This window comes from Microtetraspora sp. NBRC 16547 (assembly GCF_030268965.1).
In the GTDB taxonomy this organism is placed as follows: Bacteria; Actinomycetota; Actinomycetes; order Streptosporangiales; family Streptosporangiaceae; genus Microtetraspora.
Window position 1 is genome coordinate 37,388 of the sequence record NZ_BSSE01000005.1, and the last position, 18,763, is coordinate 56,150.

Genomic DNA, 18,763 nt, shown 5'->3' on the forward strand with positions numbered 1-18,763 from the left:
GTCATACGGCTTTCGCGGCAGGACACGGCGATCAAGTAACGCGAACACCGAAGCGGCGACGCCTAGGATTACCTCAACCCTCCGAACATGATCTGCAGCGGAGGGTGTTCGCATGTCACCAAAGTTCTGGCATATCGCCATCTCGGGGATCGTGGCACTCGCCGCGACGGGCTGCGGCCCGGGCCGGGCCCAGATCACGCCCACTCATATGGACGGCGTCTCCATCATCCAGTCACCGCAGTCCCTGACCTGGGGGGCGTGCGAGGGGGTTCCCGCGTCGGCGGGCTTCCAGTGCGCGACGCTGAAGGTGCCGCTCGACTACTCACACCCGGAGGGCCAGACGATCGGGATCGCCCTCGTCCGGCACCCGGCCACCGACAAGCAGAACCGGATCGGCTCGCTGGTCTTCAACTTCGGCGGGCCGGGCGGCTCGGGCGTGTCCACGCTGCTGGACGCCGCGTTCGCCTTCGCCACCCTGAACAAGCGCTACGACCTGGTCAGCTTCGACCCGCGCGGCGTGGACCGCAGCAGCGGCATCAGGTGCATGGACAGCGCCGAGCTGGAGCGGTACCTCGCCAGCGAGCCCAGTGCGGACACCACGGAGGAGACCCACCTGCTCAAGGGGTTCGCGAAGGCCTGCGAGCAGAACGCCGGGCCGATCCTGCCGTACGTCGGCACCCTCAACGCGGCCCGCGACCTGGAGACGATGCGCGCCGCGCTCGGCGACGAGCATCTCAACTATCTGGGCTTCTCCTACGGCACGCACCTGGGCGCCCTCTACGCGACGCAGTACCCCAAGCAGACGGGACGCATGGTGCTCGACTCCGCCCTCGACCCGTCGGTGGGCATGCTGGAGACGGCCACCACCCAGGTCAGGGGCTTCCAGAAGGCGTACGGAAACTACCTCAACGCCTGCGTGGGACAGCCGAAGGGCTGCCCGATCGGCAAGACCACCGCGTCGGCGAACGCCGCCGTGCTCAAGCTCATCGACAGCCTGGAGGCCCACCCCGCGCAGTCCGGCGGGCGCACGGTCACCGCGACCGTCGCCAGGACCGCCGTCGCCCAGGCGCTCTACAGCAAGATGGCCTGGCCGCTGCTCACCGAGGCGCTGCACCAGGCCATGAAGGGCGACACGAGCGGCCTGCTGGCCCTCGCCGACCAGTACGGCGGGCGCCGGCCGGACGGGTCGTACTCGACCCTGCAGATGTCGCTGCCCGCCATCCTGTGCGCGGACACCACCGCCCGGCCGAGCATCGAGGAGGCCGAGCGGGTGGCCCACGACCTCAAGAAGGAGTCACCGATCTTCGCCATCACCGTGGCGAGCTCGGGCATCTGCAGCGTGTGGCCCGTCCCGGGCGAGGACACCAACAGGCACATCGACGCCTCCGGGGCCAACCCGATCGTGGTCGTCGGCGTGACCCACGACCCCGCCACGCCGTTCCAGTGGGCGCCGAGACTGACCGAGCAGCTGCGCAGCGCCGTGCTGGTCACGCTGAAGGGCGAGGGGCACGGAGCCTACGGCCAGAACAACCGGTGCGTGGACAACGCGGTCAACTCCTACCTGCTGAACGGCAAGGTCCCGCCCAAGGGTCTGGTCTGCGGCTGACCCCGGGGCCGACGGCAGCGGAAGCGTCGGCGGCACAGTAACGGGAAAGCACCCGCCGGCCGGGCCGGCGGGTGCTTTCCGTGTGCGGCTGATCGCCGCTCAGTCGTTGAGGTGCGTGCGGAGGTAGGACTCGACCTGGTCGAGCGAGACGCGCTGCTGCTCCATGGTGTCGCGCTCCCGGATGGTCACCGCGTTGTCCTCAAGGGTGTCGAAGTCCACGGTGATCGCGAACGGCGTGCCGATCTCGTCCTGGCGGCGGTAACGGCGGCCGATCGCACCCGCGTCGTCGAAGTCGACGTTCCAGCGGCGGCGGAGCTGCGCCGCGAGGTCGCGGGCCTTCGGCGACAGGTCGGCGTTGCGGGACAGCGGCAGCACCGCGACCTTCACCGGGGCCAGCCGGTGGTCGAGGCGCATGACCGTGCGCTCCTCCATGACGCCCTTGGCGTTGGGCGCCTCGTCGACCGTGTAGGCGTCGAGCAGGAAGGTCAGCGTCGCCCGGTCCACACCGGCCGCGGGCTCGATGACGTACGGCACGTAGCGCTCGCCGGACTCCTGCTCGAAGAACGACAGGTCGGTGCCGGACGCCTTACCGTGCGCGGTGAGGTCGAAGTCGGTGCGGTTGGCGATGCCCTCCAGCTCGCCCCACTCAGAGCCGGTGAAGTTGAAGCGGTACTCGATGTCCACCGTGCGCTTGGAGTAGTGGGACAGCTTCTCTTTCGGGTGCTCGTAGAGCCGGATGTTGTCCTTGTTGATGCCGAGGTCGACGTACCAGCGCAGGCGCTCGTCGATCCAGTACTGGTGCCACTCCTCGTCGGTGCCCGGCTTGACGAAGAACTCCATCTCCATCTGCTCGAACTCGCGGGTGCGGAAGATGAAGTTGCCCGGCGTGATCTCGTTGCGGAACGACTTGCCGATCTGGCCGATGCCGAACGGGATCTTCCTGCGTGCCGACTGCTGCACGTTGAGGTAGTTGATGAAGATGCCCTGCGCGGTCTCGGGGCGGAGATAGGCCAGGCCGGACTCGTCCTCCACCGGACCGAGGAACGTCTTCAGCAGGCCGCTGAACTGCCGGGGCTCGGTGAACGCGCCCTTGTTGCCGCAGTTGGGGCAGGTGATGTCCGCGAGGCCGCCCGCGGGCGCCTTGCCGTGCTTCTCCTCGTACGCCTCCAGGAGGTGGTCGGCGCGGTAACGCTTGTGGCAGGACTGGCACTCGGTCAGCGGGTCGGTGAAGGTCTCGACGTGGCCGCTGGCCTGCCACACCTCGGGCGCGAGGATGACGCAGGAGTCGAGGCCGACGACGTCGTCGCGGCCCTGCACCACGGCCTTCCACCACTCGCGCTTGACGTTGTTCTTCAGCTCGACACCGAGGGGGCCGTAGTCCCACGACGCCCGCAGGCCTCCGTAGATCTCGCTCGACGGGTAGACGAGCCCGCGGCGCTTGGAGAGGCTGACGATCGTTTCCATGACGTCGGTGCGACGTGCCATTGGTGAGAACTCCATCCGGCTGGGTGTCGGGTTGGGATCGTGCGCACACGCGCGGGGCCGCCCAACGGGCCTCCCGCTGTCTCGGGCGGCGTCTCGCCCGCTATCTGCTCGATCTCCTCCAAGCTTAGGGGAATCCCGGCGTCACTTGCTCAGGCTTGGTCCAGTAGGCGCGCCGAGTCCGCCCGCGCGTCGTCGATCGGCTCGAACGCGCTCGGCTCGTTGATCATCAAAGTCATCAGCGGGTACATCGCCATCCGGGCCGCGCCCAGCGCCCGGCGGTAGAACCCGGCGCCCTCCCACTCGCTGACCAGGGCCCACAGGTCCGGCTCGTCGACCGACCTGCCGATCTGCCCGCGCACATATCCGGGCTGGGCGGCGAGAACGTCGAGGATGTCCCGGGCCTGCGCGGTGAAGTCGTCCGCCTGCGCGGCGGGCACCGAATAGCGGATCAGAGCCAGCATGCGGCCCAGCATGCCACGCCTCAGGACATGAGCGGGTGCGCCGGCACTAGGCTCGGCATGTGGCAGGTGACACAGGGCCCGGCAAGGGGTCCAGCAAGGGGTCTGGCGGGCCGAGGGTTCCGGCGCATCCCCTGGCCAGGAAGCCGGCCGGGAACCCGGCGCACAACCCGGCACGCGGCTCGGCACGGAGTTCGGCATGGAGTTCGGCACGGCCCGCGGCGGGCAGGGCGGCGAAGCGCCCGCTCCCGCCGGGCGAGCAGTTCTTCACGCCGGGCGCGACGGGGCTGCGGCGGGCGGTGGAGACCAGGAGCGCGACCGCGCTGGTGTTCCTCTTCCAGCTCCCGCGCTGGGTGATCCCGATCGTCTTGGTCGTACTGATGCTGACCGGCGTGGTGGTCGCCGACTGGCGGGGCGGGCTCGCCGTGCTGCCCGTGCTGGCGTTCGTGCTGTGGCTGGCCTACATGTCCTGGCCGTCTCTGCGCGCCGGCGGGCGCCTCCTCCGGGTGGCGTTGGTCACGTTCCTCGTCCTGCTGGCGGCCAGCCGCTTCGGACTGTTCTGATCAGACCTGTTCTCTGATTAGACCTGTTCTGATTCGGTCCACCCTGGTTCAGCGCACCATGTCGGTTTTGACAATGGTTTTCATTTTGCCGGATACTTGTGGCGTGATGTCCCGTATGCGCTCCCTCGGCCTCGCCGGCACCCTGCTGATCGCCACGACCGCCACCGCCGCCTGCGGCGCGGGCAATGCCGCCACCGGCGACGGCAAGCCCGCCGTGATGGCCGCCTTCTATCCCCTCCAGTGGATCTCACAGCAGGTGGGCGGGGCGGACGTCTCCGTCACCGGCCTCACCAAGCCGGGCACCGAGCCGCACGACCTGGAGCTGACCGCGCGCCAGGTGGCCGACATCAAGGACTCGTCCCTCGTCGTCTACATCAAGGGCGTCCAGCCGGCCCTGGACGAGGCGGTGGACGGGCACGCGTCCGGCAAGGCGTTCGACGCCGCCGCCGCGGTGTCCACCATCCCCGCGACGGGGGATGACGAGGGCCACGGGGAGCAGGGGCACGCCGACCACGCCGACCCCACCTACGACCCGCACGTCTGGCTCGACCCGAGCCGCTTCGCCACCGTCGCAACGCAGCTCGGCGAACGGCTGGCCGGGGTCGACCCCGCCCATGCCGCCGCGTACAAGCAGCGCGCCGCCACGACGGCGTCCGCGCTGACCGCCCTGGACGGCGAGTACCGCAAGGGCCTGACGACGTGCGCCGGTCGCGCGATCGTGACCAGCCACTCCGCCTTCGGCTACCTGGCCGACCGGTACGGCCTCGAACAGATCTCCGTCAGCGGCATCGACCCGGAGACCGAGCCCTCGCCCACGCGCCTCGCCGAGGTGGCCGATATCGCCAGGCAGAAGAATGTGACTACCATTTTCACCGAGGAGCTCGTCAGCCCGAAGGTGGCCGAGATCCTCGCCAAGGAGGTCGGCGCCAAAACGGCCGTGCTCAATCCGATCGAGAGCGCGCCCGGCGACGGAGACTACCTCTCCGAGGCACGCCGCAATCTCGAAACGCTGAGGACCGCGCTTGGGTGCTCCTGATCCTGGAAGGGTGATCGCGCCATGTCTGCCGCGTTCACGATGACCGGCGGCGAGGTCGCCCTCGACGGCCGGCCCATCCTGCGCGGCGTCGACCTGTCCGTCGAGGACGGGGAGTTCGTCGTCGTGCTGGGCGCCAACGGCTCCGGCAAGTCCACGCTCGTCCGCGCCCTTCTCGGGCTCGTCCCGCTGGCGGGCGGCTCCGTCATGCTGTACGGCAGGCCGCCCGCGAGGTTCCGCGACTGGAAGCGGATCGGATACGTGCCGCAGCGGCTGTCCGTCGGCGGCGGGGTGCCCGCCACGGTCCGCGAGGTGGTCTCGTCCGGCCGGATCGCCCGGCAGAGCCGCTTCCGGCGGACCAGCGCGGCCGACCGGCAGGCCGTCGCCGCCGCCCTCGACGCCGTGGGGCTCGCCGACCGGGCCGCCGACCCCGTGCAGGCACTCTCCGGAGGTCAACAGCAGCGGGTGCTCATCGCCCGCGCGCTGGCCGGCGAGCCGGACGCCTTCGTGATGGACGAGCCGACGGCCGGCGTCGACGCCGCGAGCCAGCGCCTCCTCGCCGGCACCCTCGCCGAGCTGAGGGAACGCGGCAAGACGGTGATCCTGGTCGCACACGAACTCGGCCCGCTCGAACCTCTGATCACCCGCGCGATCGTCCTCCGCGAGGGTCGTGTCGCGTACGACGGCGTGCCTCCGGCCGCCACCGAGGCCGGGGTCGGGCACGGCGTCGGGCACGGCGTCGGGCACGGCGTCGGCGCGTCCGGGCACGAGCACGTCCACCCCCACGCCCACACGCACACCGGCCCGCTGAGCGGCTGGCCGGACGTCATCGGATCCCGGTCCTCGGTCGGCGAGGCCAGTGCGGCAGGCGAGGCATGAGCGGCATCTTCACGTACGACTTCATGGTCCTGGGACTGATCGCGGCGGTGTTCGTCGGCCTCGCCGCCCCCGTCGTCGGCACGTTCATCGTCCAGCGCCGCCTCGCGCTGCTGGGCGACGGCGTCGGGCACGTCGCGCTGACCGGCGTCGCGCTGGGGTTCCTGACCGGCACCTCTCCCGTGCTGACCGCCGTCATCGTGGCCACGCTGGGCGCCATCGCCATCGAGCTGGTGCGGGCCCGCGGCCGGACCAGCGGCGACGTGGCCCTGGCCCTGCTGTTCTACGGCGGGATCGCGGGCGGCGTGCTCCTCATCTCCCTGTCGCCGGGCAAGAGCAACTCCACGCTGACGTCCTACCTGTTCGGCTCGATCTCGACCGTGGCCGTCGAGGACGTGTGGGTGATCGGCATCCTGGCCGCGGCCGTGCTCGCCGTCGTCGCGATCTTCGGACGGGAGCTGTTCGTACTCTGCCAGGACGAAGAGGTCGCCCGGGCGAGCGGGCTTCCGGTGCGCTTCCTCAGCCTGCTGATCGCGGTGACCGCGGCCCTCACGGTCGTCATCGCGATGCGCGTGGTGGGGCTGCTCCTGGTGAGCGCCCTGATGGTCGTCCCCGTGGCGACCAGCCAGCAGATCATGCGCAGCTTCCGCGGCACCATGGTCCTCGCCACGGCACTCGGCGTGGTCGCCACGGTCGGCGGCCTGACCTCGGCGTTCTACATCGACGTGCCTCCGGGATCGGCGATCGTGTTGATCGCGCTCGCCGGCTTTGTACTGTCCCTCGGGATAGGTAGATTCGTACGGCGAAGCCGTACCTGGGAGTCCACACCATGAGCAAGAGCAGCGACGCCGTTCACGCGATCCTCAGGCAGAGCGAGGGGTTCCGGAGCGCCCAGGACATCTTCACGAAAATGCGGGCGGACGGCGCCAAGATCGGTCTGACCACCGTCTACCGAGCGCTCCAGTCGCTCTCGGACGATGGCCGGGTGGACATGCTGCGCACCGACGAGGGCGAGTCGGTCTACCGGGCCTGCGAGAGCGACATTCACCACCACCATCTCGTGTGCCGCCGCTGCGGGCGCACGGTGGAGGTGGACGGGCCCGCCGTCGAGCGCTGGGCCGAGGCCGTCGGCGCCGAGCACGGCTTCATCGAGGTGACCCACACCGTCGAGGTGTTCGGCACCTGCTCCGGCTGCGCGGCCGCCGCCGGGAGCCGCTGACCGGTTCATGCCGATCTGCCCGCTCGGCCCGCGCCGGGCGCTCTCCGCGAGGTACGCTGCCCCCGCCGACGTAGGGAGATGCCGTGCCGTTCAGCCATGACATGGTGTACTCGCTGGCCACCGTGGTCGATCTGATCAACACCTCGCCCGCGGCGGGCGGCGGTGAGGGCCTGGAGAGCGTCGAGGACCTGCGCGCGTTCGTGCGGCGGCACGTGATCAGCGGCGTGGAGGATCTGGACGCCGACGACCTTTCCCAGGTGCGGGAGCTGCGCGACGCCTTCCACGAGGTCTTCACCGCCCGCGAACGCGACACGGCCGTCTCCCTGCTCAACACGCTGCTCGGCCGTACCCGCATAACGCCGAGCCTCGCCGAACACGACGGTTTCTCGCTGCACATCCACTACTTCGCCCCGGGGGCGTCGCTCGCCGAGCACCTGGCCGCCGACTGCGGGGTCGCGCTCGCCCACGTGCTGGTCGAGGACGAGCGTGAGCGGCTGCGCACCTGCGCCGCGCCCGACTGCTCCCACGTGTTCGTGGACGAGTCCCGCAACCGCTCCCGGGTCTACTGCGACAGCCGTACATGCGGCAACCGGATGCACGTCGCGGCCTACCGCGCCCGCCGCCGCGCCTAACTGTCTCCGGGCGATCTGCTGCAGCAGGTAGCCGCCCCGTCTCATGCAGCTGATCTACCGCTCGGGGCCCAGGTAGGCAAGGACCGCCGCCAGGAGCCGCCGGTCCACGCGTGTCAGCGTGCCCACGCCTCTGGGGCCGCACTCGATCCGGCCGAGCCCTCCGTGCACCGGCACCGTCAGCGTCGCCGGGCCCTCCTGCCTGCCGGCGACCACGCGGGTGCCGTCCGCCAGCGTCACGGCCGCCCATCTGGCCTCCAACGCGGTCCGCACGGCCACGGCCACCCGGCCGAGAGAACGCCAGCTGCGCGACGCCTCCCAGCAGGCTCACGGCCACGCCCCCGACCATCCAGGCGTATTGCCGCCGCTCGACCCGCACGCTGCGCCGCCAGCGGAGTACGAGCCCGCAGAACCCGATCGCCGCCATGATCCACGTGGTGAACTGGCCGACGGCGGCCGACAGGACCGCGAACAGGGTGAGCGTCGACTCCGAGACCCGCAGCGGCCGGCCCGCGGCGTAGCCGCTCAGCACGAGCCCTACGGTGTGCAGGGCGATCGCGATACCGGAGATCCACGCGAACGCGCGCCAGCGGCGCGAGGGCAGCCGTCCTTCGGGGAAGAGCAGCGGGACGAAGATCCAGCCGTAGAAGACAGCGGTAACGGAGAAGAGCGGGGTGACCAGCCAGAGCGGCACCCCGCCCACGATCGACAGCCCCATGCCGGTCAGGCTCAGCCCCAGGAAGAGTACGCAGACCAGGAGCAGCCAGAACGGCGGCTCCCTTGGTGGCCCGTCGCGTGCTCGCCGCGATTGCCTAAGGGGCATCATCCCCATCAGAAGGAGCCTTGTCTTGATCACTTCGTCGAAGCCCGTCCGTTTTCTGGCGGCGGCCGCCGTGGCGGTGACGATGACGGCGGTCTGCGTGGGCCAGACCGCGCCCGTACAGGCCACGACCGCCGTCGTCGCCGCGCCCGAGATCCCCGACACGCCCGCGGGCAGGCAGTTGCGCTGGCTGCTCGACGCGGCCACTCGCCCGCCGATCCCGGAGAGCGAGCTCAAGGAGCACTTCGCCGCCGCGTTCCTCCAGAGCGTCCCCGCCGACCAGCTCAACCGGACCCTGACCGCTTTCAAGGGAATGCGGCTCCAGGAGCTCACCAGGTCGGAGAGCACCCTGCTGACCGCCACGGTCGAGGCGGCCGGCGCCCTGTTCGACCTGTCACTCTCGACGGACGGCGCCGGCCTCCTCAACGGACTGCTGCTCCGCCAGCACATCGCCCCCGCGCCCAAAGACTGGGCGGAGCTGGACCACCGGCTGAGCAGGCTCGCGCCGCAGGCGGGGTTCATCGCCGCGGAGGTGGCCAAGGACGGAACCTGCCGTCCCGTGCACACCGTCGCCCCCGACGCGGCGCGCCCGCTCGGCTCCATGTTCAAGCTCTACGTGCTGGGGACCGTGGCCGAGCGCGTCGCGAGCGGGGCGTTCGGGTGGGACACCCAGCTCACGATCACGCCGGAGCTGAAGAGCCTGGGGTCGGGCGAGCTGCAGAACCGCCCGGACAACAGCAAGGTGTCGGTGCTGGAGGCCGCCAAGCTGATGATCTCCATCAGTGACAACACCGCCACCGACCTGCTCATCCACAAGGTTGGCCGCAAGAACGTCGAGCGTACGGCGCGGGCCTGGGGAGCCCGTGACAAGCGCGACACGCCCTTCCTCACCACGCGGGAGATGTTCGTGCTCAAGGGGGCCGACTATCCGCGGCACGCCAAGAAGTACCTGTCACTGGGAACGGCCGGGCGACGGACGTACCTGGACAGGGTGGTCGCCAAAGTGCCGCTGTCCCGCATCGCCGCGTGGACCGCACCACGTGAGCTGGACACGATCGAATGGTACGCCTCCCCCGCCCAGGTGTGCCAGGCCTTCGCCCGGCTGTCGAAGCTGACCGACAAGCGCGTCGGCGAGGCCCTGTCGATCAACGACGCGGGGCTCGCGCTGGACAAGGCACAGTGGCCGTCCGTCTGGTTCAAGGGCGGGTCGGAGCCCGGGGTGAGCGACCTGGGCCATCTCGCCAGGACGGCGGACGGGCGGTCGTTCGTGGTGACGACCCTGGCGGTCAATCCGACCACCTCGTTCAACGACGGGCGGACGATCTCGGAGCAGCTGGGGCTGACCCGTGGCGCGTTCACGCTGGTCAAAGGGTCCTGAACGCCCGCCAGGCTGAGGAGGGCCTGGAGGTGCCGTCCGACACCGTGTGCCCACCAACGGCGGCCTGGAGCGGCGCGACCCGATCGCGGTCGTGGCCGGCCGGTCAGACCCGGTTGGGGACGGCTCCGCCGTACCTTCTGTCGCGCTTGGCGTACGTCTCGCAGGCCTGCCAGAGGTCACGGCGGTCGAAGTCGGGCCAGAGCTGGTTGAGGAAGACCATCTCGGCGTACGCGGCCTGCCAGATGAGGAAGTTGGACGTGCGCTGCTCGCCCGAGGAGCGGACGAACAGGTCCACGTCCGGGATCTCGGGCTCGTCGAGATAGCGGGCGAAGGTCTTCTCCGACACCTTGTCCGGCTTCACCCGGCCGGACGCGATGTCCTGGGCAAGCTTGACCGCCGCGTCCACGATCTCGGCGCGACCGCCGTAGTTGACGCAGAACTGCAGCGTCATCGTCGTGTTGTGCCTGGTCATCTCCTCGGCGTCCTGGAGCTCGGTGATGACGCTCTTCCACAGCCGCCCGGGACGGCCGGCCCAGCGGACCCGCACCCCCATCGCGTGGAGCTGGTCGCGGCGGCGGCGGATCACGTCACGGTTGAAGCCCATGAGGAAGCGCACCTCCTCGGGCGAGCGCTTCCAGTTCTCCGTGGAGAAGGCGTACGCCGACAGGTAGGGGATGCCGAGCTCGATCGCGCCCTCGATGACGTCGAAGAGCGACGCCTCGCCCATCTTGTGGCCCTCGGTCCTGGGCAGGCCGCGCGCCTTTGCCCAGCGGCCGTTGCCGTCCATGACGATCGCGACGTGGCGCGGCACGAGGTCGCGCGGGATCGGGGGCGGAGTCGCGCCCGAGGGATGCGGAGTCGGAGGACGAACCATGACCACGAGCGTATTGCGTGCGGCAGGGTCCTCAGGCGCGGAAAATGTGCGGGTCCTGTGCGGGTTCGGGGCCGAACCCCCGCACCGGTCCACGCGCCGGCTCCCATGCCGGCCCGCGCACCGGCTCACCCGACGGCGCCCATGGGGATTCCCGGGCGGGTTCCCGCGCCGGCTCGCGCTCGACGTGACGCAGCGAGCGGATCCCGTGCTCCAGATGCCACTGGAGGTAGGCCGCCACGAGGCCGCTGCACTCGGTTCGGTGCCGCGGCTCCGAGGCGTCCGCCAGGGGCCAGTCGCCGCGCAGCAACGCGATCATCAGCGCGATCGTCTCCGCCGCGGGCACCGTCGCGCCCGTGGGCCGGCAGGCGCCGCACACGACGCCGCCGGCGGCGATCGCGAACGCGCGTACGGCCTCGGCCCCGCAACGGGCGCACTCGGACAGGGCCGGGGCGTATCCGGCCACCGCGAGCGAGCGAAGGAAGAACGCGTCGAGCACCAGCCGGGCCTCGTGCTCGCCCTCGACGAGGGTGCGCAGTCCCCCGACCAGCAGCAGGAACTGGCGCAGGGCCGGCTCCTTCTCCCCCAGGGTCAGCCGGTCGACGGTCTCCAGCATGGCGGTCCCGGCGGTGTATCGCGGGTAGTCGCTGACCAGCGCCTCGCCGTACGGCCGGATGGTCTCGACCTGGGTGATCATGTCGAGCGACCGGCCGACGTGGAGCTGGAGATCGATGTGGGTGAACGGCTCCAGCCGCGCGCCGAACCGCGAGGTGGTCTTGCGCACGCCCTTCGCCACGCCGCGCACCTTTCCGGTGCGCTTGGTGAGGACCGTGATGATGCGGTCGGCCTCACCCAGTTTCTGGGTGCGCAACACGACGCCCTCGTCCCGGTACAGACTCACCAGCCCATCGTATGACCTCCCGCTGACTCCCCCCTGAGATCACAAACGGTGAAATTTCGGTAAGGATGCGGACTCGGCGCTGACCGCACATCGCCGTCAAGCAGGACATTTCGGAACGGTCCCAGGAGCCTAGATGCACCGACTTGACCGAAAGGTCACTAAGCTTTGCCCTCTGGCGGACTTCCCCGCGCCTCCCATAAAGGCCCTGCCCCCGCTGTTTGAAAGGGTGCCATGACCCTCGTGGTCCTGCTGGGTTCCTCGCCCGGCCCGATCGGTTCTCAGCCGCCAGGATCCGGCGGCCGGCCCGTCCTGCCGACGGACCTGAAGCTGACATCACTCCCCGGCGCCCCCACGGCGTACGGCAGGCTGCTGGGGCAGGTGGCCTCGCTCGGCCCGCAGCCGATCACGATCGCCCGGTCGGGCGACGCGACCGCCTACCGCGATCAGGGTGGCCGGGTCATCGAGAGCGCGGGCGTCGCCGAAGACCTGTGGGCACTCGCGGACGCGGTCGAGCACACGACCGACAACGTCCTGATCATGCCCGCGAACTCGTTCATCCACGACGAGCTGATCTACCAGATCACGAAGGCCAAGCGGGCCGCGCTCGCGCTGATCCTGCGGGAGGAGGTCGACGAGAACGCGCCCGAGCCGCCGCCGATCGAGGAGGCGGAGCCCGAGATCGGGCGGCAGGTCCTGGAGGGCCTGCCGCAGCGCACCCGCGCCGGCCGCGGCCGCGTCACCTCGGTGGGCACGTCGTACCACGCCATCACCCGGCCGAACGCGGCGCTGCTCGGGCCGATCCACCTCCACCAGCGGCACGTCGCGGTGCTCGCCGAGGTCGCCCGCGAGCTGGCCGGCATGGCGCACCTGTTCGGCCCCGAGGACGACGTCACCGAGCTGCTCGTCCTCGGCCTCGTCCGGCGCGGCGTGTCGATCGGCGTCCGCGGCCGCCGCGACCTGTTCTACCGCCGCCTGCACACGCTGGAGGACACGGCGCAGGCCGAGCGGGACTTCGCCGGGTTCGACGAGGACCGGGCCCGCCTCGACAACGCGGTGAAGGGCGCGGACGGCTTCTTCACCACGTTCTTCGTCAGCACGTACTCCCGGTTCATCGCACGGTGGGCGGCCCGCCGTGGCCTCACCCCGAACCAGATCACGCTGGTCTCGATCTTCTTCGGCCTCCTGGCGGCGGGATCGTTCGCCACCGGCACGCGGGCCGGGTGGATCGCGGGCGGCGTGCTCATCTACTTCGCGTTCGTCTTCGACTGCGTCGACGGCCAGGTGGCCAGATACGCCAGGAAGTTCGGCGTGCTCGGCGCCTGGCTGGACGCCACGTTCGACCGGTTCAAGGAGTACGCCGTCTTCGTCGGCCTGGCGGTGGGCGCCACCGTCTCCGGTCAGTTCGGCGACGGCGAGGGCGTGTGGACGCTCGCCCTGGCCGCGATCGCGCTCCAGTCCGTGAAGCACCTCCTGGACTTCTCGTTCGGCGCGGCCAACCGGCGCAAGGCGCCCGTGCCGCTCCCGACGCTGGACCTGCACGTCGCCGACGACCGCCCGCTGCGCGTGGCCCTCGAGGAGCGCGCGGCCAGCCGCAGCACCGGCGTGCGCGGCCTGCTCAAGCTGTGGACCCAGGCCGGGAAGTTCCGTCCCGTGCACTGGGCGCGCAAGATGATCGTGTTCCCCATCGGCGAGCGCTTCGCCGCGATCGCGATCACCGCGGCCTTCTTCGACCCCCGCGTCACCTTCATCACCCTGCTGATCTGGGGCGGCGTCGCGGCCACCTACACCCTCACCGGACGCATCCTGAGGTCTCTCGCATGATCACCCAGCCGCAGGTCACCCCCACCCCCGACCCGGACGAGGAGCGGCGCCGCATCCAGACGGAGCGGCTGCTCGCCTACCGCGACGACGGCCCCCTCGTGGCCGCGCTCAGGGGCCGTCTCGGCCGGGGCCTGCCGCCCGTGCCCGCGGTTCTCGCGGCGCTGCTCGCCATCATCGCGCTCGCCGTCACCGGTTCGCTCAAGGACGGCCCGATCCTGATCGTCCCGGTGCTGGTGCTGGTCGCGCTGGTCGTCCCCAGCGCGCCGCGTGACCACCTCGGCCGGCTCGACTGGCTGACGCCGCCGCTGCTCCGCGGCGCGGAGTTTCTCACGATCATCCTGCTCGGACTCGCCGCGGGCACGCCCAAGTGGCTGCTGTTCGTGCTCCTCTACGTGATCGGCTACCACACGTACGACACGGTGTACCGGACGCGGCAGAGCATCTGGCCGCCCGCCTGGATTTTCATGGCCGGGCTCGGCTGGGAGGTGCGCCTGCTCGTCCTCGGCGTGGGCGCGGCCGCCGGGCAGCTCGACCTGGTCGCGGGGATCCTCACGGCCTACCTGTTCGTGCTGTTCTCGATCGAGAGCGTGGTGAGCTGGGTCCGCCTGGACAAGGCGTCCGCGCAGGCCAACGCCGACCAGGACCTGGAGCAGTCCCCGGAGGACGCCGCCGAGCAGGTCACCGGCGAAGCCGAGCACGCCTGATCCTGCGACTTCATCTGTACGGCGTCCGCCCGTAGGCCCCCGCCGTCCGTACGTCCCGTCCGCGGCCCCGCGCGATCACCCGATCGCGCGGGGCCGCGGACGCTTGTGGGGTTCCAGACGACGCGGGCAGGACCCCGCCGTACCGGACGGACGGCGTTTCACGCGGGGTGATCCAGGAGGGCCCAGACGATCTTTCCGCTGCCTCTGATCGGGATCCAGCCCCAGGTGAGACTCACGGCTTCGACGAGGTAGAGGCCTCTTCCGGTCTCCGCGAACTCGTCGTCACACGGCCCCGGCAGCGGCGCCCGCTCGCTGGGGTCGCGGACCGCGCAGAGAACGTGCAGGCCCTGGCTGAGCAGCCGGAGCTGGATGGGCGCATCCGGACCGGCGGTGAGCGCGTGGCGCAGGGCGTTCGTCACCAGCTCGGAGACGACGAGCTGCGCGTCGTCGATCAGGCCGCCCAGGCCCCACCCGCCCAGGGTGTGGGCGGTGAAGTCGCGGGCGGCGGAGGCGGAGGCGGAGTCGCCGTGGAGGGCGCAGGTTGCGAGTGGCGCGGTGGGCGGATCCAAGCTGTCAGGACCGAACGCCGGCGTGGCCCACAATGGTGCGGCGCCGGCTCTCCTGCCTGCCAGATCTGCGGTCATCGGGTCCCTACGCGAGTCGAGTGTCACATCGGTGCGCTGCCGCCGTCTATCGTTCCCTGCGCCTTAAGAAGGCAAGCGCCCCCGCACTCGCAAATGTACGAACTTAGAGATGTTCGGCGCTGATTTACCGTAACCATGACGTTGTCTGTCCGAAACCGCGATCATCTATTCGTCACTCTGACGTAATGGGACACTGGTCGACCGTCGACGGAAGTCGGCTGCCGTAGAAAACCGTCAGTGAAAGTCGTAGGAAGTCCTAAGAAGTCGTAGGAAATCGTCAGAAATCCGTCTGCGCAATGGAGTTCATGTGAAATCCCTGCAGGTCGCCCACGCCGAACCCGGATCAGCAGGGCGTCCGCGAGGAGGGCCGACCGTCCTGCGCATGCTTCTCGGCGCCCAGCTCCGCAAGCTGCGGCGGGCGCGGAGCATCACCCCGGAGGAGGCGGGACACGCCATCCGGGCATCGCACGCCAAGATCAGCCGCCTGGAGCTCGGCCGGGTCAGCTTCAAGGAACGCGACGTCGCCGACCTGCTCACCCTGTACGGTCTGACCGACCCGGACGAGCGGGCGACGCTGCTGGAGCTCGCCAGGCAGGCCAACGCCCCCGGCTGGTGGCACAAGTTCAACGACGTCCTGCCGCACTGGTTCGAGGTCTACGTGGGCCTGGAGGAGGCCGCATCGGTCATCCGGAGCTACGAGCTCCAGTTCGTGCCCGGGCTGCTGCAGAGCCCCGACTACGCGCGGGCCGTCATCCTGCTCGGCAACGCCGGCGCTCCGGAGGACGAGATCTCCCGGCGGATCGATCTGCGGATGCGCCGCCAGGAGCGGCTGACCGGCCCGGACGCGGTCCGGCTGTGGGCCGTGGTGGACGAGGCCGCGCTGCGCCGTCCCATCGGCGGCGTCCAGGTCATGCGCGGCCAGATCGAGCACCTGATCGAGGCCACCCGCAACCCCAACGTGACGTTGCAGGTCGTCCCCTTCGACCGGGGCGGGCACTCGGCCGCGGGCGGGCCGTTCACCATCCTCCGCTTCGAGGAGTCCGAGCTGCCCGACGTCGTCTACCTCGAACAGCTCACCAGCGCTCTCTACCTGGACAAGCCCGAGGAGACCGACGCGTACATGCAGGTGATGAACACGCTGTGCGTGGAGGCGCGCCCGGCCTCCGGCACGCGGGCCTACCTTGAGGAGATCCTCCGCGACCTGGAGTGATCCGGGCCCGTGCGGTCGGCACCCGGGCGATCAGGAGACGTTCGCGAAGAACTCCTCGCAGATCTCGGTGAACGCGGTGGCGCGGGCGGTCAGCCGCACGCCGCGCATCGAGGCCAGGACGATGTCGAGAAGCGGGACCTCATCGCTGATCGGCCTGGAGACGACGTAGCCGCCGTCGTACGTCTGGTCGGTCGCGGCCCGCTGGTTGAGTATCGAGTAGCCGTGGCCACCGGCGACCAGCGCCCGCACCGTCTCGTAGCTGGAGCTGCGGAAGCGCACGCGCGGCTCGATCGGGTGCAGCGCCCGGAAATAGTCCCGGCTGTGCGGCAGGTCGAGCAGGATCATCGGCTCGGTGGCCAGTTCCACGAGCGAGACCGCCTCGGCCTCCGCCATGGCGTGCCCGGGCGGCAGCAGGACGTACGGCCGGACCCGGGTGAGGACCCGGACGTCGAGGTCGAGGGCCAGGTCGATGGCGTAGAGCAGGGCCACCTCGCACCGGCCGTCCACGAGCGCGCGCTGGACGGCCGAGGTCTCCCCCTCGGAGAGGGTCACCCGCACACCCGGGTGCCGGTCGGCGAACCGGCGGAGCAGCCGGGGCAGGTAGAACGGCGAGAGCGTGGTGAAGCAGCCGACCGCGAGCTCGCCGGTCAGCGAGCCCGCGAGGCCGCGCGCCGACTCGGCGAGCGCCGCCGCGTGGGAGAGGAAGTCCCGCGCCTCCACGAGGAACCGCTCGCCCGCGCGGGTCAGCGAGAGCCCCCTGGCGTGGTGCCGGATGAGCAGCTGGACGCCGAGCTCCCGTTCCACCTGGGCGATGGCCGCCGAGATCGCCGACTGCGCCACCATGAGCTCCCGGCTGGCCGCGGTCATGCTTCCCAGCTCGGCCGCGGTCACGAAGTAACGCAGCTGGACGAGTGTGAAATTAACGTCCGCCACGTTACCCATTGTGACCTCCTGACCGTAGGTCGCTCGCAGAAATCACTTCAAGGCTGTGTCGCGGTTCTGACTGGATTCTTCGCGTTTCAGGCGTTCTCGCTCTGAAAGATCCGTACGCCGACAGCCACACTGGCCACGGCGAGGACGAGCGACACCACGGTTCCCCAGAGGACGGGAGCCGAGGCGTACGACCCGGCGAACAACCCGCGAACGGCCTCGACAACATACCGGAAAGGCGTGAACCTGGACAGGATGTCGAGCCAGCGAGGAGCGAGCGACATCGGCAGGAACGCGCCGGACAGCAGCAGCAGCGGGACGACGACGGTGCTGGTGATGGGGGCGAACAGCTCCTGCCTGATCCGCAGGGCCGCCGCGTACGACAGCGAGGCGAGGCTGATCGCGAGCATGGTCATGAGCATCAGGCCGAGCAGGACCCCGAGGAGCGGCGCGCGGAGTCCGAACGCGTACCCGAGCGCGAGGAGCAGGACGGCCTGGATCAGCAGCACCACGGCGTCCTTCAGCACCCGGCCGAGCAGGAGCGACAACCGGCCGGCCGGAGTGACACGGAGCCGGTCGAGCACGCCGAACCGCTGGTCGAAGACGATGCCGAACCCGGCGAGGCCGGCGCTCATCAGGCCGAGCTGGACGAGCAGGCCGGGCACGAGGACGTTCCAGGAGCCGACCCCGCTGCGGTCGAAGAGCGGGCCGAACAGCACGAGGTAGAGCGCGGGCTGGACCGCGCCGAAGACCACGCCCAGCCGGTTGTGGAAGGTCTCGCCGAGGTAGTGGCGGGTCAGGATCAGGGTGGTCATCAGGATGCCTCCTTCTCGCGCGGCTCCTCGCGCAGCTCACGGCCGGTGACGGCGAGGAAGACGTCGTCGAGGGTCTCCGCGTCGTGGCGGCTCTTGAGCTCGCCGGGCGTGCCCGAGGTGACGATCCGGCCATGGTCGATGATCAGGACGCGGTCGCAGAGGGCGTCGGCCTCCTCCAGGTAGTGCGTGGTCAGGAAGACCGTCATGCCGTGCCGCTCGCGCAGCCTTCGAACGTGGTCCCACATGTTGGCCCGGCTCTGCGGGTCGAGCCCGGTCGTCGGCTCGTCGAGGAACACGAGGGCGGGGCGGTGCAGCAGGCCCGTCGCGATGTCGACCCGCCGCTTCTGCCCACCAGAGAGGGAGACCGGGGTCCGATGGTCGATCCCGGTCAGGTCCAGCTCCGCGAGCAGCTCCGCCACCCGTTCCCGGGCCTCCGTTCGTCCGAGGCCCTGGAGCCGGGCCTGGAGTTCGAGCTCCCTCCCCACGACGGAGAACGGGCTGAGCATCGCGCCCTGGGCGACGTAGCCGATGCGGCGCCGTACGCCCGCGGGGTCCGCGAACAGGTCGCATCCGGCGACGGTGGCGGCTCCGGAGGTCGGCCGGAGCAGTGTGGTGAGCATGCGGAGCGTCGTGGTCTTGCCCGCGCCGTTGGGGCCGAGGAATCCGACGATCTCGCCGCCGGAGACGTCCAGGTCGACGCCGCGCACGGCCTCGACCTCGCCGAACTTCTTGGAGAGTCCTCTCACATGGATCATGCTCGTTACAGTAACACCAACTTTGGTGCCACTTAAAAATTTGTG

At 70.2% G+C, this 18,763-nt stretch carries 19 protein-coding genes and 1 pseudogene; 11 read left to right on the forward strand and 9 right to left on the reverse strand.

The window, feature by feature from the left end; all coding sequences use genetic code 11:
- Positions 1-112: 112 nt before the first annotated feature.
- Positions 113-1,606, forward strand: a complete 1,494-nt coding sequence (locus tag QSK17_RS09585) for an alpha/beta hydrolase (RefSeq protein WP_285704208.1) — start codon at positions 113-115, stop codon at positions 1,604-1,606.
- A 99-nt stretch (positions 1,607-1,705) separates the two neighbouring features.
- Here QSK17_RS09585 and QSK17_RS09590 read toward each other — a convergent pair whose 3' ends face one another.
- Both QSK17_RS09590 and QSK17_RS09595 read right to left on the reverse strand, forming a co-directional pair.
- Positions 1,706-3,091: a glycine--tRNA ligase gene (locus QSK17_RS09590; protein ID WP_285704209.1), complete on the reverse strand. Its 1,386-nt coding sequence runs from the start codon at positions 3,089-3,091 to the stop codon at positions 1,706-1,708.
- A 149-nt stretch (positions 3,092-3,240) separates the two neighbouring features.
- Positions 3,241-3,552, reverse strand: a complete 312-nt coding sequence (locus tag QSK17_RS09595) for an antibiotic biosynthesis monooxygenase family protein (RefSeq protein WP_285704210.1) — start codon at positions 3,550-3,552, stop codon at positions 3,241-3,243.
- A 59-nt stretch (positions 3,553-3,611) separates the two neighbouring features.
- Here QSK17_RS09595 and QSK17_RS09600 point away from each other — a divergent pair, with 59 nt between their 5' ends.
- The 6 genes from QSK17_RS09600 to QSK17_RS09625 all read left to right on the forward strand — a co-directional run bounded on the left by QSK17_RS09600 (position 3,612) and on the right by QSK17_RS09625 (position 7,872).
- Complete coding sequence (locus QSK17_RS09600) at positions 3,612-4,112, forward strand: DUF6703 family protein (protein ID WP_285704211.1); 501 nt, start codon at positions 3,612-3,614, stop codon at positions 4,110-4,112.
- Positions 4,113-4,218: 106 nt separating this feature from the next.
- Complete coding sequence (locus QSK17_RS09605) at positions 4,219-5,148, forward strand: metal ABC transporter substrate-binding protein (protein ID WP_285704515.1); 930 nt, start codon at positions 4,219-4,221, stop codon at positions 5,146-5,148.
- A 21-nt stretch (positions 5,149-5,169) separates the two neighbouring features.
- Positions 5,170-6,024, forward strand: coding sequence for a metal ABC transporter ATP-binding protein (locus tag QSK17_RS09610; RefSeq protein WP_285704212.1), 855 nt, complete (start codon positions 5,170-5,172; stop codon positions 6,022-6,024).
- Positions 6,021-6,854: a metal ABC transporter permease gene (locus QSK17_RS09615; protein ID WP_285704213.1), complete on the forward strand. Its 834-nt coding sequence runs from the start codon at positions 6,021-6,023 to the stop codon at positions 6,852-6,854. The genes QSK17_RS09610 and QSK17_RS09615 overlap by 4 nt, the downstream gene beginning before the upstream one ends.
- On the forward strand, positions 6,851-7,240 hold the full coding sequence (locus QSK17_RS09620) for a Fur family transcriptional regulator (protein WP_285704214.1): 390 nt from the start codon (positions 6,851-6,853) through the stop codon (positions 7,238-7,240). Before QSK17_RS09615 ends, QSK17_RS09620 begins: the two co-directional genes overlap by 4 nt.
- Positions 7,241-7,323: 83 nt before the next feature.
- Positions 7,324-7,872: a CGNR zinc finger domain-containing protein gene (locus QSK17_RS09625; RefSeq protein WP_285704215.1), complete on the forward strand. Its 549-nt coding sequence runs from the start codon at positions 7,324-7,326 to the stop codon at positions 7,870-7,872.
- 54 nt (positions 7,873-7,926) lie between these two features.
- Here QSK17_RS09625 and QSK17_RS09630 read toward each other — a convergent pair whose 3' ends face one another.
- Entirely contained in the window at positions 7,927-8,142 is a 216-nt protein-coding gene (locus QSK17_RS09630) for a hypothetical protein (protein ID WP_285704216.1), read from the reverse strand.
- Positions 8,143-8,717: 575 nt separating this feature from the next.
- Between QSK17_RS09630 and QSK17_RS09635 the strand changes: the two genes are divergently transcribed.
- Entirely contained in the window at positions 8,718-10,067 is a 1,350-nt protein-coding gene (locus tag QSK17_RS09635) for a serine hydrolase (protein ID WP_285704217.1), read from the forward strand.
- A 103-nt stretch (positions 10,068-10,170) separates the two neighbouring features.
- Here the strand turns inward: QSK17_RS09635 and QSK17_RS09640 are convergent, their stop codons facing one another.
- The gene (locus tag QSK17_RS09640) at positions 10,171-10,941 is read right to left on the reverse strand and encodes an isoprenyl transferase (protein WP_285704219.1); all 771 of its coding nucleotides are present in this window, start codon (positions 10,939-10,941) and stop codon (positions 10,171-10,173) included.
- A gap of 175 nt (positions 10,942-11,116) precedes the next feature.
- Positions 11,117-11,839: pseudogene (gene recO / locus QSK17_RS09645) on the reverse strand (DNA repair protein RecO); the annotation flags it as partial.
- A 231-nt stretch (positions 11,840-12,070) separates the two neighbouring features.
- On the opposite strand from recO, the gene QSK17_RS09650 reads away from it, so the two are divergent.
- The gene (locus QSK17_RS09650; protein ID WP_285704220.1) at positions 12,071-13,660 is read left to right on the forward strand and encodes a CDP-alcohol phosphatidyltransferase family protein; all 1,590 of its coding nucleotides are present in this window, start codon (positions 12,071-12,073) and stop codon (positions 13,658-13,660) included.
- Positions 13,657-14,364, forward strand: a complete 708-nt coding sequence (locus QSK17_RS09655) for a DUF5941 domain-containing protein (RefSeq protein ID WP_285704221.1) — start codon at positions 13,657-13,659, stop codon at positions 14,362-14,364. Before QSK17_RS09650 ends, QSK17_RS09655 begins: the two co-directional genes overlap by 4 nt.
- Positions 14,365-14,522: 158 nt before the next feature.
- On the opposite strand, the gene QSK17_RS09660 is transcribed toward QSK17_RS09655, so the two are convergent.
- Positions 14,523-15,008, reverse strand: coding sequence for an ATP-binding protein (locus QSK17_RS09660; RefSeq protein ID WP_285704222.1), 486 nt, complete (start codon positions 15,006-15,008; stop codon positions 14,523-14,525).
- 316 nt (positions 15,009-15,324) lie between these two features.
- On the opposite strand from QSK17_RS09660, the gene QSK17_RS09665 reads away from it, so the two are divergent.
- On the forward strand, positions 15,325-16,218 hold the full coding sequence (locus QSK17_RS09665; RefSeq protein ID WP_502889184.1) for a Sco1979 family transcriptional regulator: 894 nt from the start codon (positions 15,325-15,327) through the stop codon (positions 16,216-16,218).
- Positions 16,219-16,248: 30 nt separating this feature from the next.
- On the opposite strand, the gene QSK17_RS09670 is transcribed toward QSK17_RS09665, so the two are convergent.
- From QSK17_RS09670 to QSK17_RS09680, 3 genes are all read right to left on the reverse strand, one after another.
- A complete protein-coding gene (locus QSK17_RS09670; protein ID WP_285704223.1) occupies positions 16,249-17,160 on the reverse strand; it encodes a LysR family transcriptional regulator in 912 nt (303 codons plus the stop codon).
- 77 nt (positions 17,161-17,237) lie between these two features.
- A complete protein-coding gene (locus QSK17_RS09675; RefSeq protein ID WP_285704224.1) occupies positions 17,238-17,963 on the reverse strand; it encodes an ABC transporter permease in 726 nt (241 codons plus the stop codon).
- Complete coding sequence (locus QSK17_RS09680; RefSeq protein ID WP_285704225.1) at positions 17,963-18,718, reverse strand: ABC transporter ATP-binding protein; 756 nt, start codon at positions 18,716-18,718, stop codon at positions 17,963-17,965. Before QSK17_RS09680 ends, QSK17_RS09675 begins: the two co-directional genes overlap by 1 nt.
- Positions 18,719-18,763: the final 45 nt, after the last annotated feature.

Excerpts from the sequence above, each read along its gene's own strand:
- QSK17_RS09610 (WP_285704212.1), top strand. The coding sequence starts at position 5,170 with ATGTCTGCCGCGTTCACGATGACCGGCGGCGAGGTCGCCCTCGACGGC.
- QSK17_RS09605 (WP_285704515.1), top strand. The coding sequence starts at position 4,219 with ATGTCCCGTATGCGCTCCCTCGGCCTCGCCGGCACCCTGCTGATCGCC.
- QSK17_RS09660 (WP_285704222.1), bottom strand. The coding sequence starts at position 15,008 with ATGACCGCAGATCTGGCAGGCAGGAGAGCCGGCGCCGCACCATTGTGG.
- QSK17_RS09680 (WP_285704225.1), bottom strand. The coding sequence starts at position 18,718 with ATGATCCATGTGAGAGGACTCTCCAAGAAGTTCGGCGAGGTCGAGGCC.
- QSK17_RS09670 (WP_285704223.1), bottom strand. The coding sequence starts at position 17,160 with ATGGGTAACGTGGCGGACGTTAATTTCACACTCGTCCAGCTGCGTTAC.
- QSK17_RS09590 (WP_285704209.1), bottom strand. The coding sequence starts at position 3,091 with ATGGCACGTCGCACCGACGTCATGGAAACGATCGTCAGCCTCTCCAAG.
- QSK17_RS09620 (WP_285704214.1), top strand. The coding sequence starts at position 6,851 with ATGAGCAAGAGCAGCGACGCCGTTCACGCGATCCTCAGGCAGAGCGAG.
- QSK17_RS09675 (WP_285704224.1), bottom strand. The coding sequence starts at position 17,963 with ATGACCACCCTGATCCTGACCCGCCACTACCTCGGCGAGACCTTCCAC.
- QSK17_RS09640 (WP_285704219.1), bottom strand. The coding sequence starts at position 10,941 with ATGGTTCGTCCTCCGACTCCGCATCCCTCGGGCGCGACTCCGCCCCCG.
- QSK17_RS09655 (WP_285704221.1), top strand. The coding sequence starts at position 13,657 with ATGATCACCCAGCCGCAGGTCACCCCCACCCCCGACCCGGACGAGGAG.
- QSK17_RS09595 (WP_285704210.1), bottom strand. The coding sequence starts at position 3,552 with ATGCTGGCTCTGATCCGCTATTCGGTGCCCGCCGCGCAGGCGGACGAC.
- QSK17_RS09650 (WP_285704220.1), top strand. The coding sequence starts at position 12,071 with ATGACCCTCGTGGTCCTGCTGGGTTCCTCGCCCGGCCCGATCGGTTCT.
- QSK17_RS09585 (WP_285704208.1), top strand. The coding sequence starts at position 113 with ATGTCACCAAAGTTCTGGCATATCGCCATCTCGGGGATCGTGGCACTC.
- QSK17_RS09615 (WP_285704213.1), top strand. The coding sequence starts at position 6,021 with ATGAGCGGCATCTTCACGTACGACTTCATGGTCCTGGGACTGATCGCG.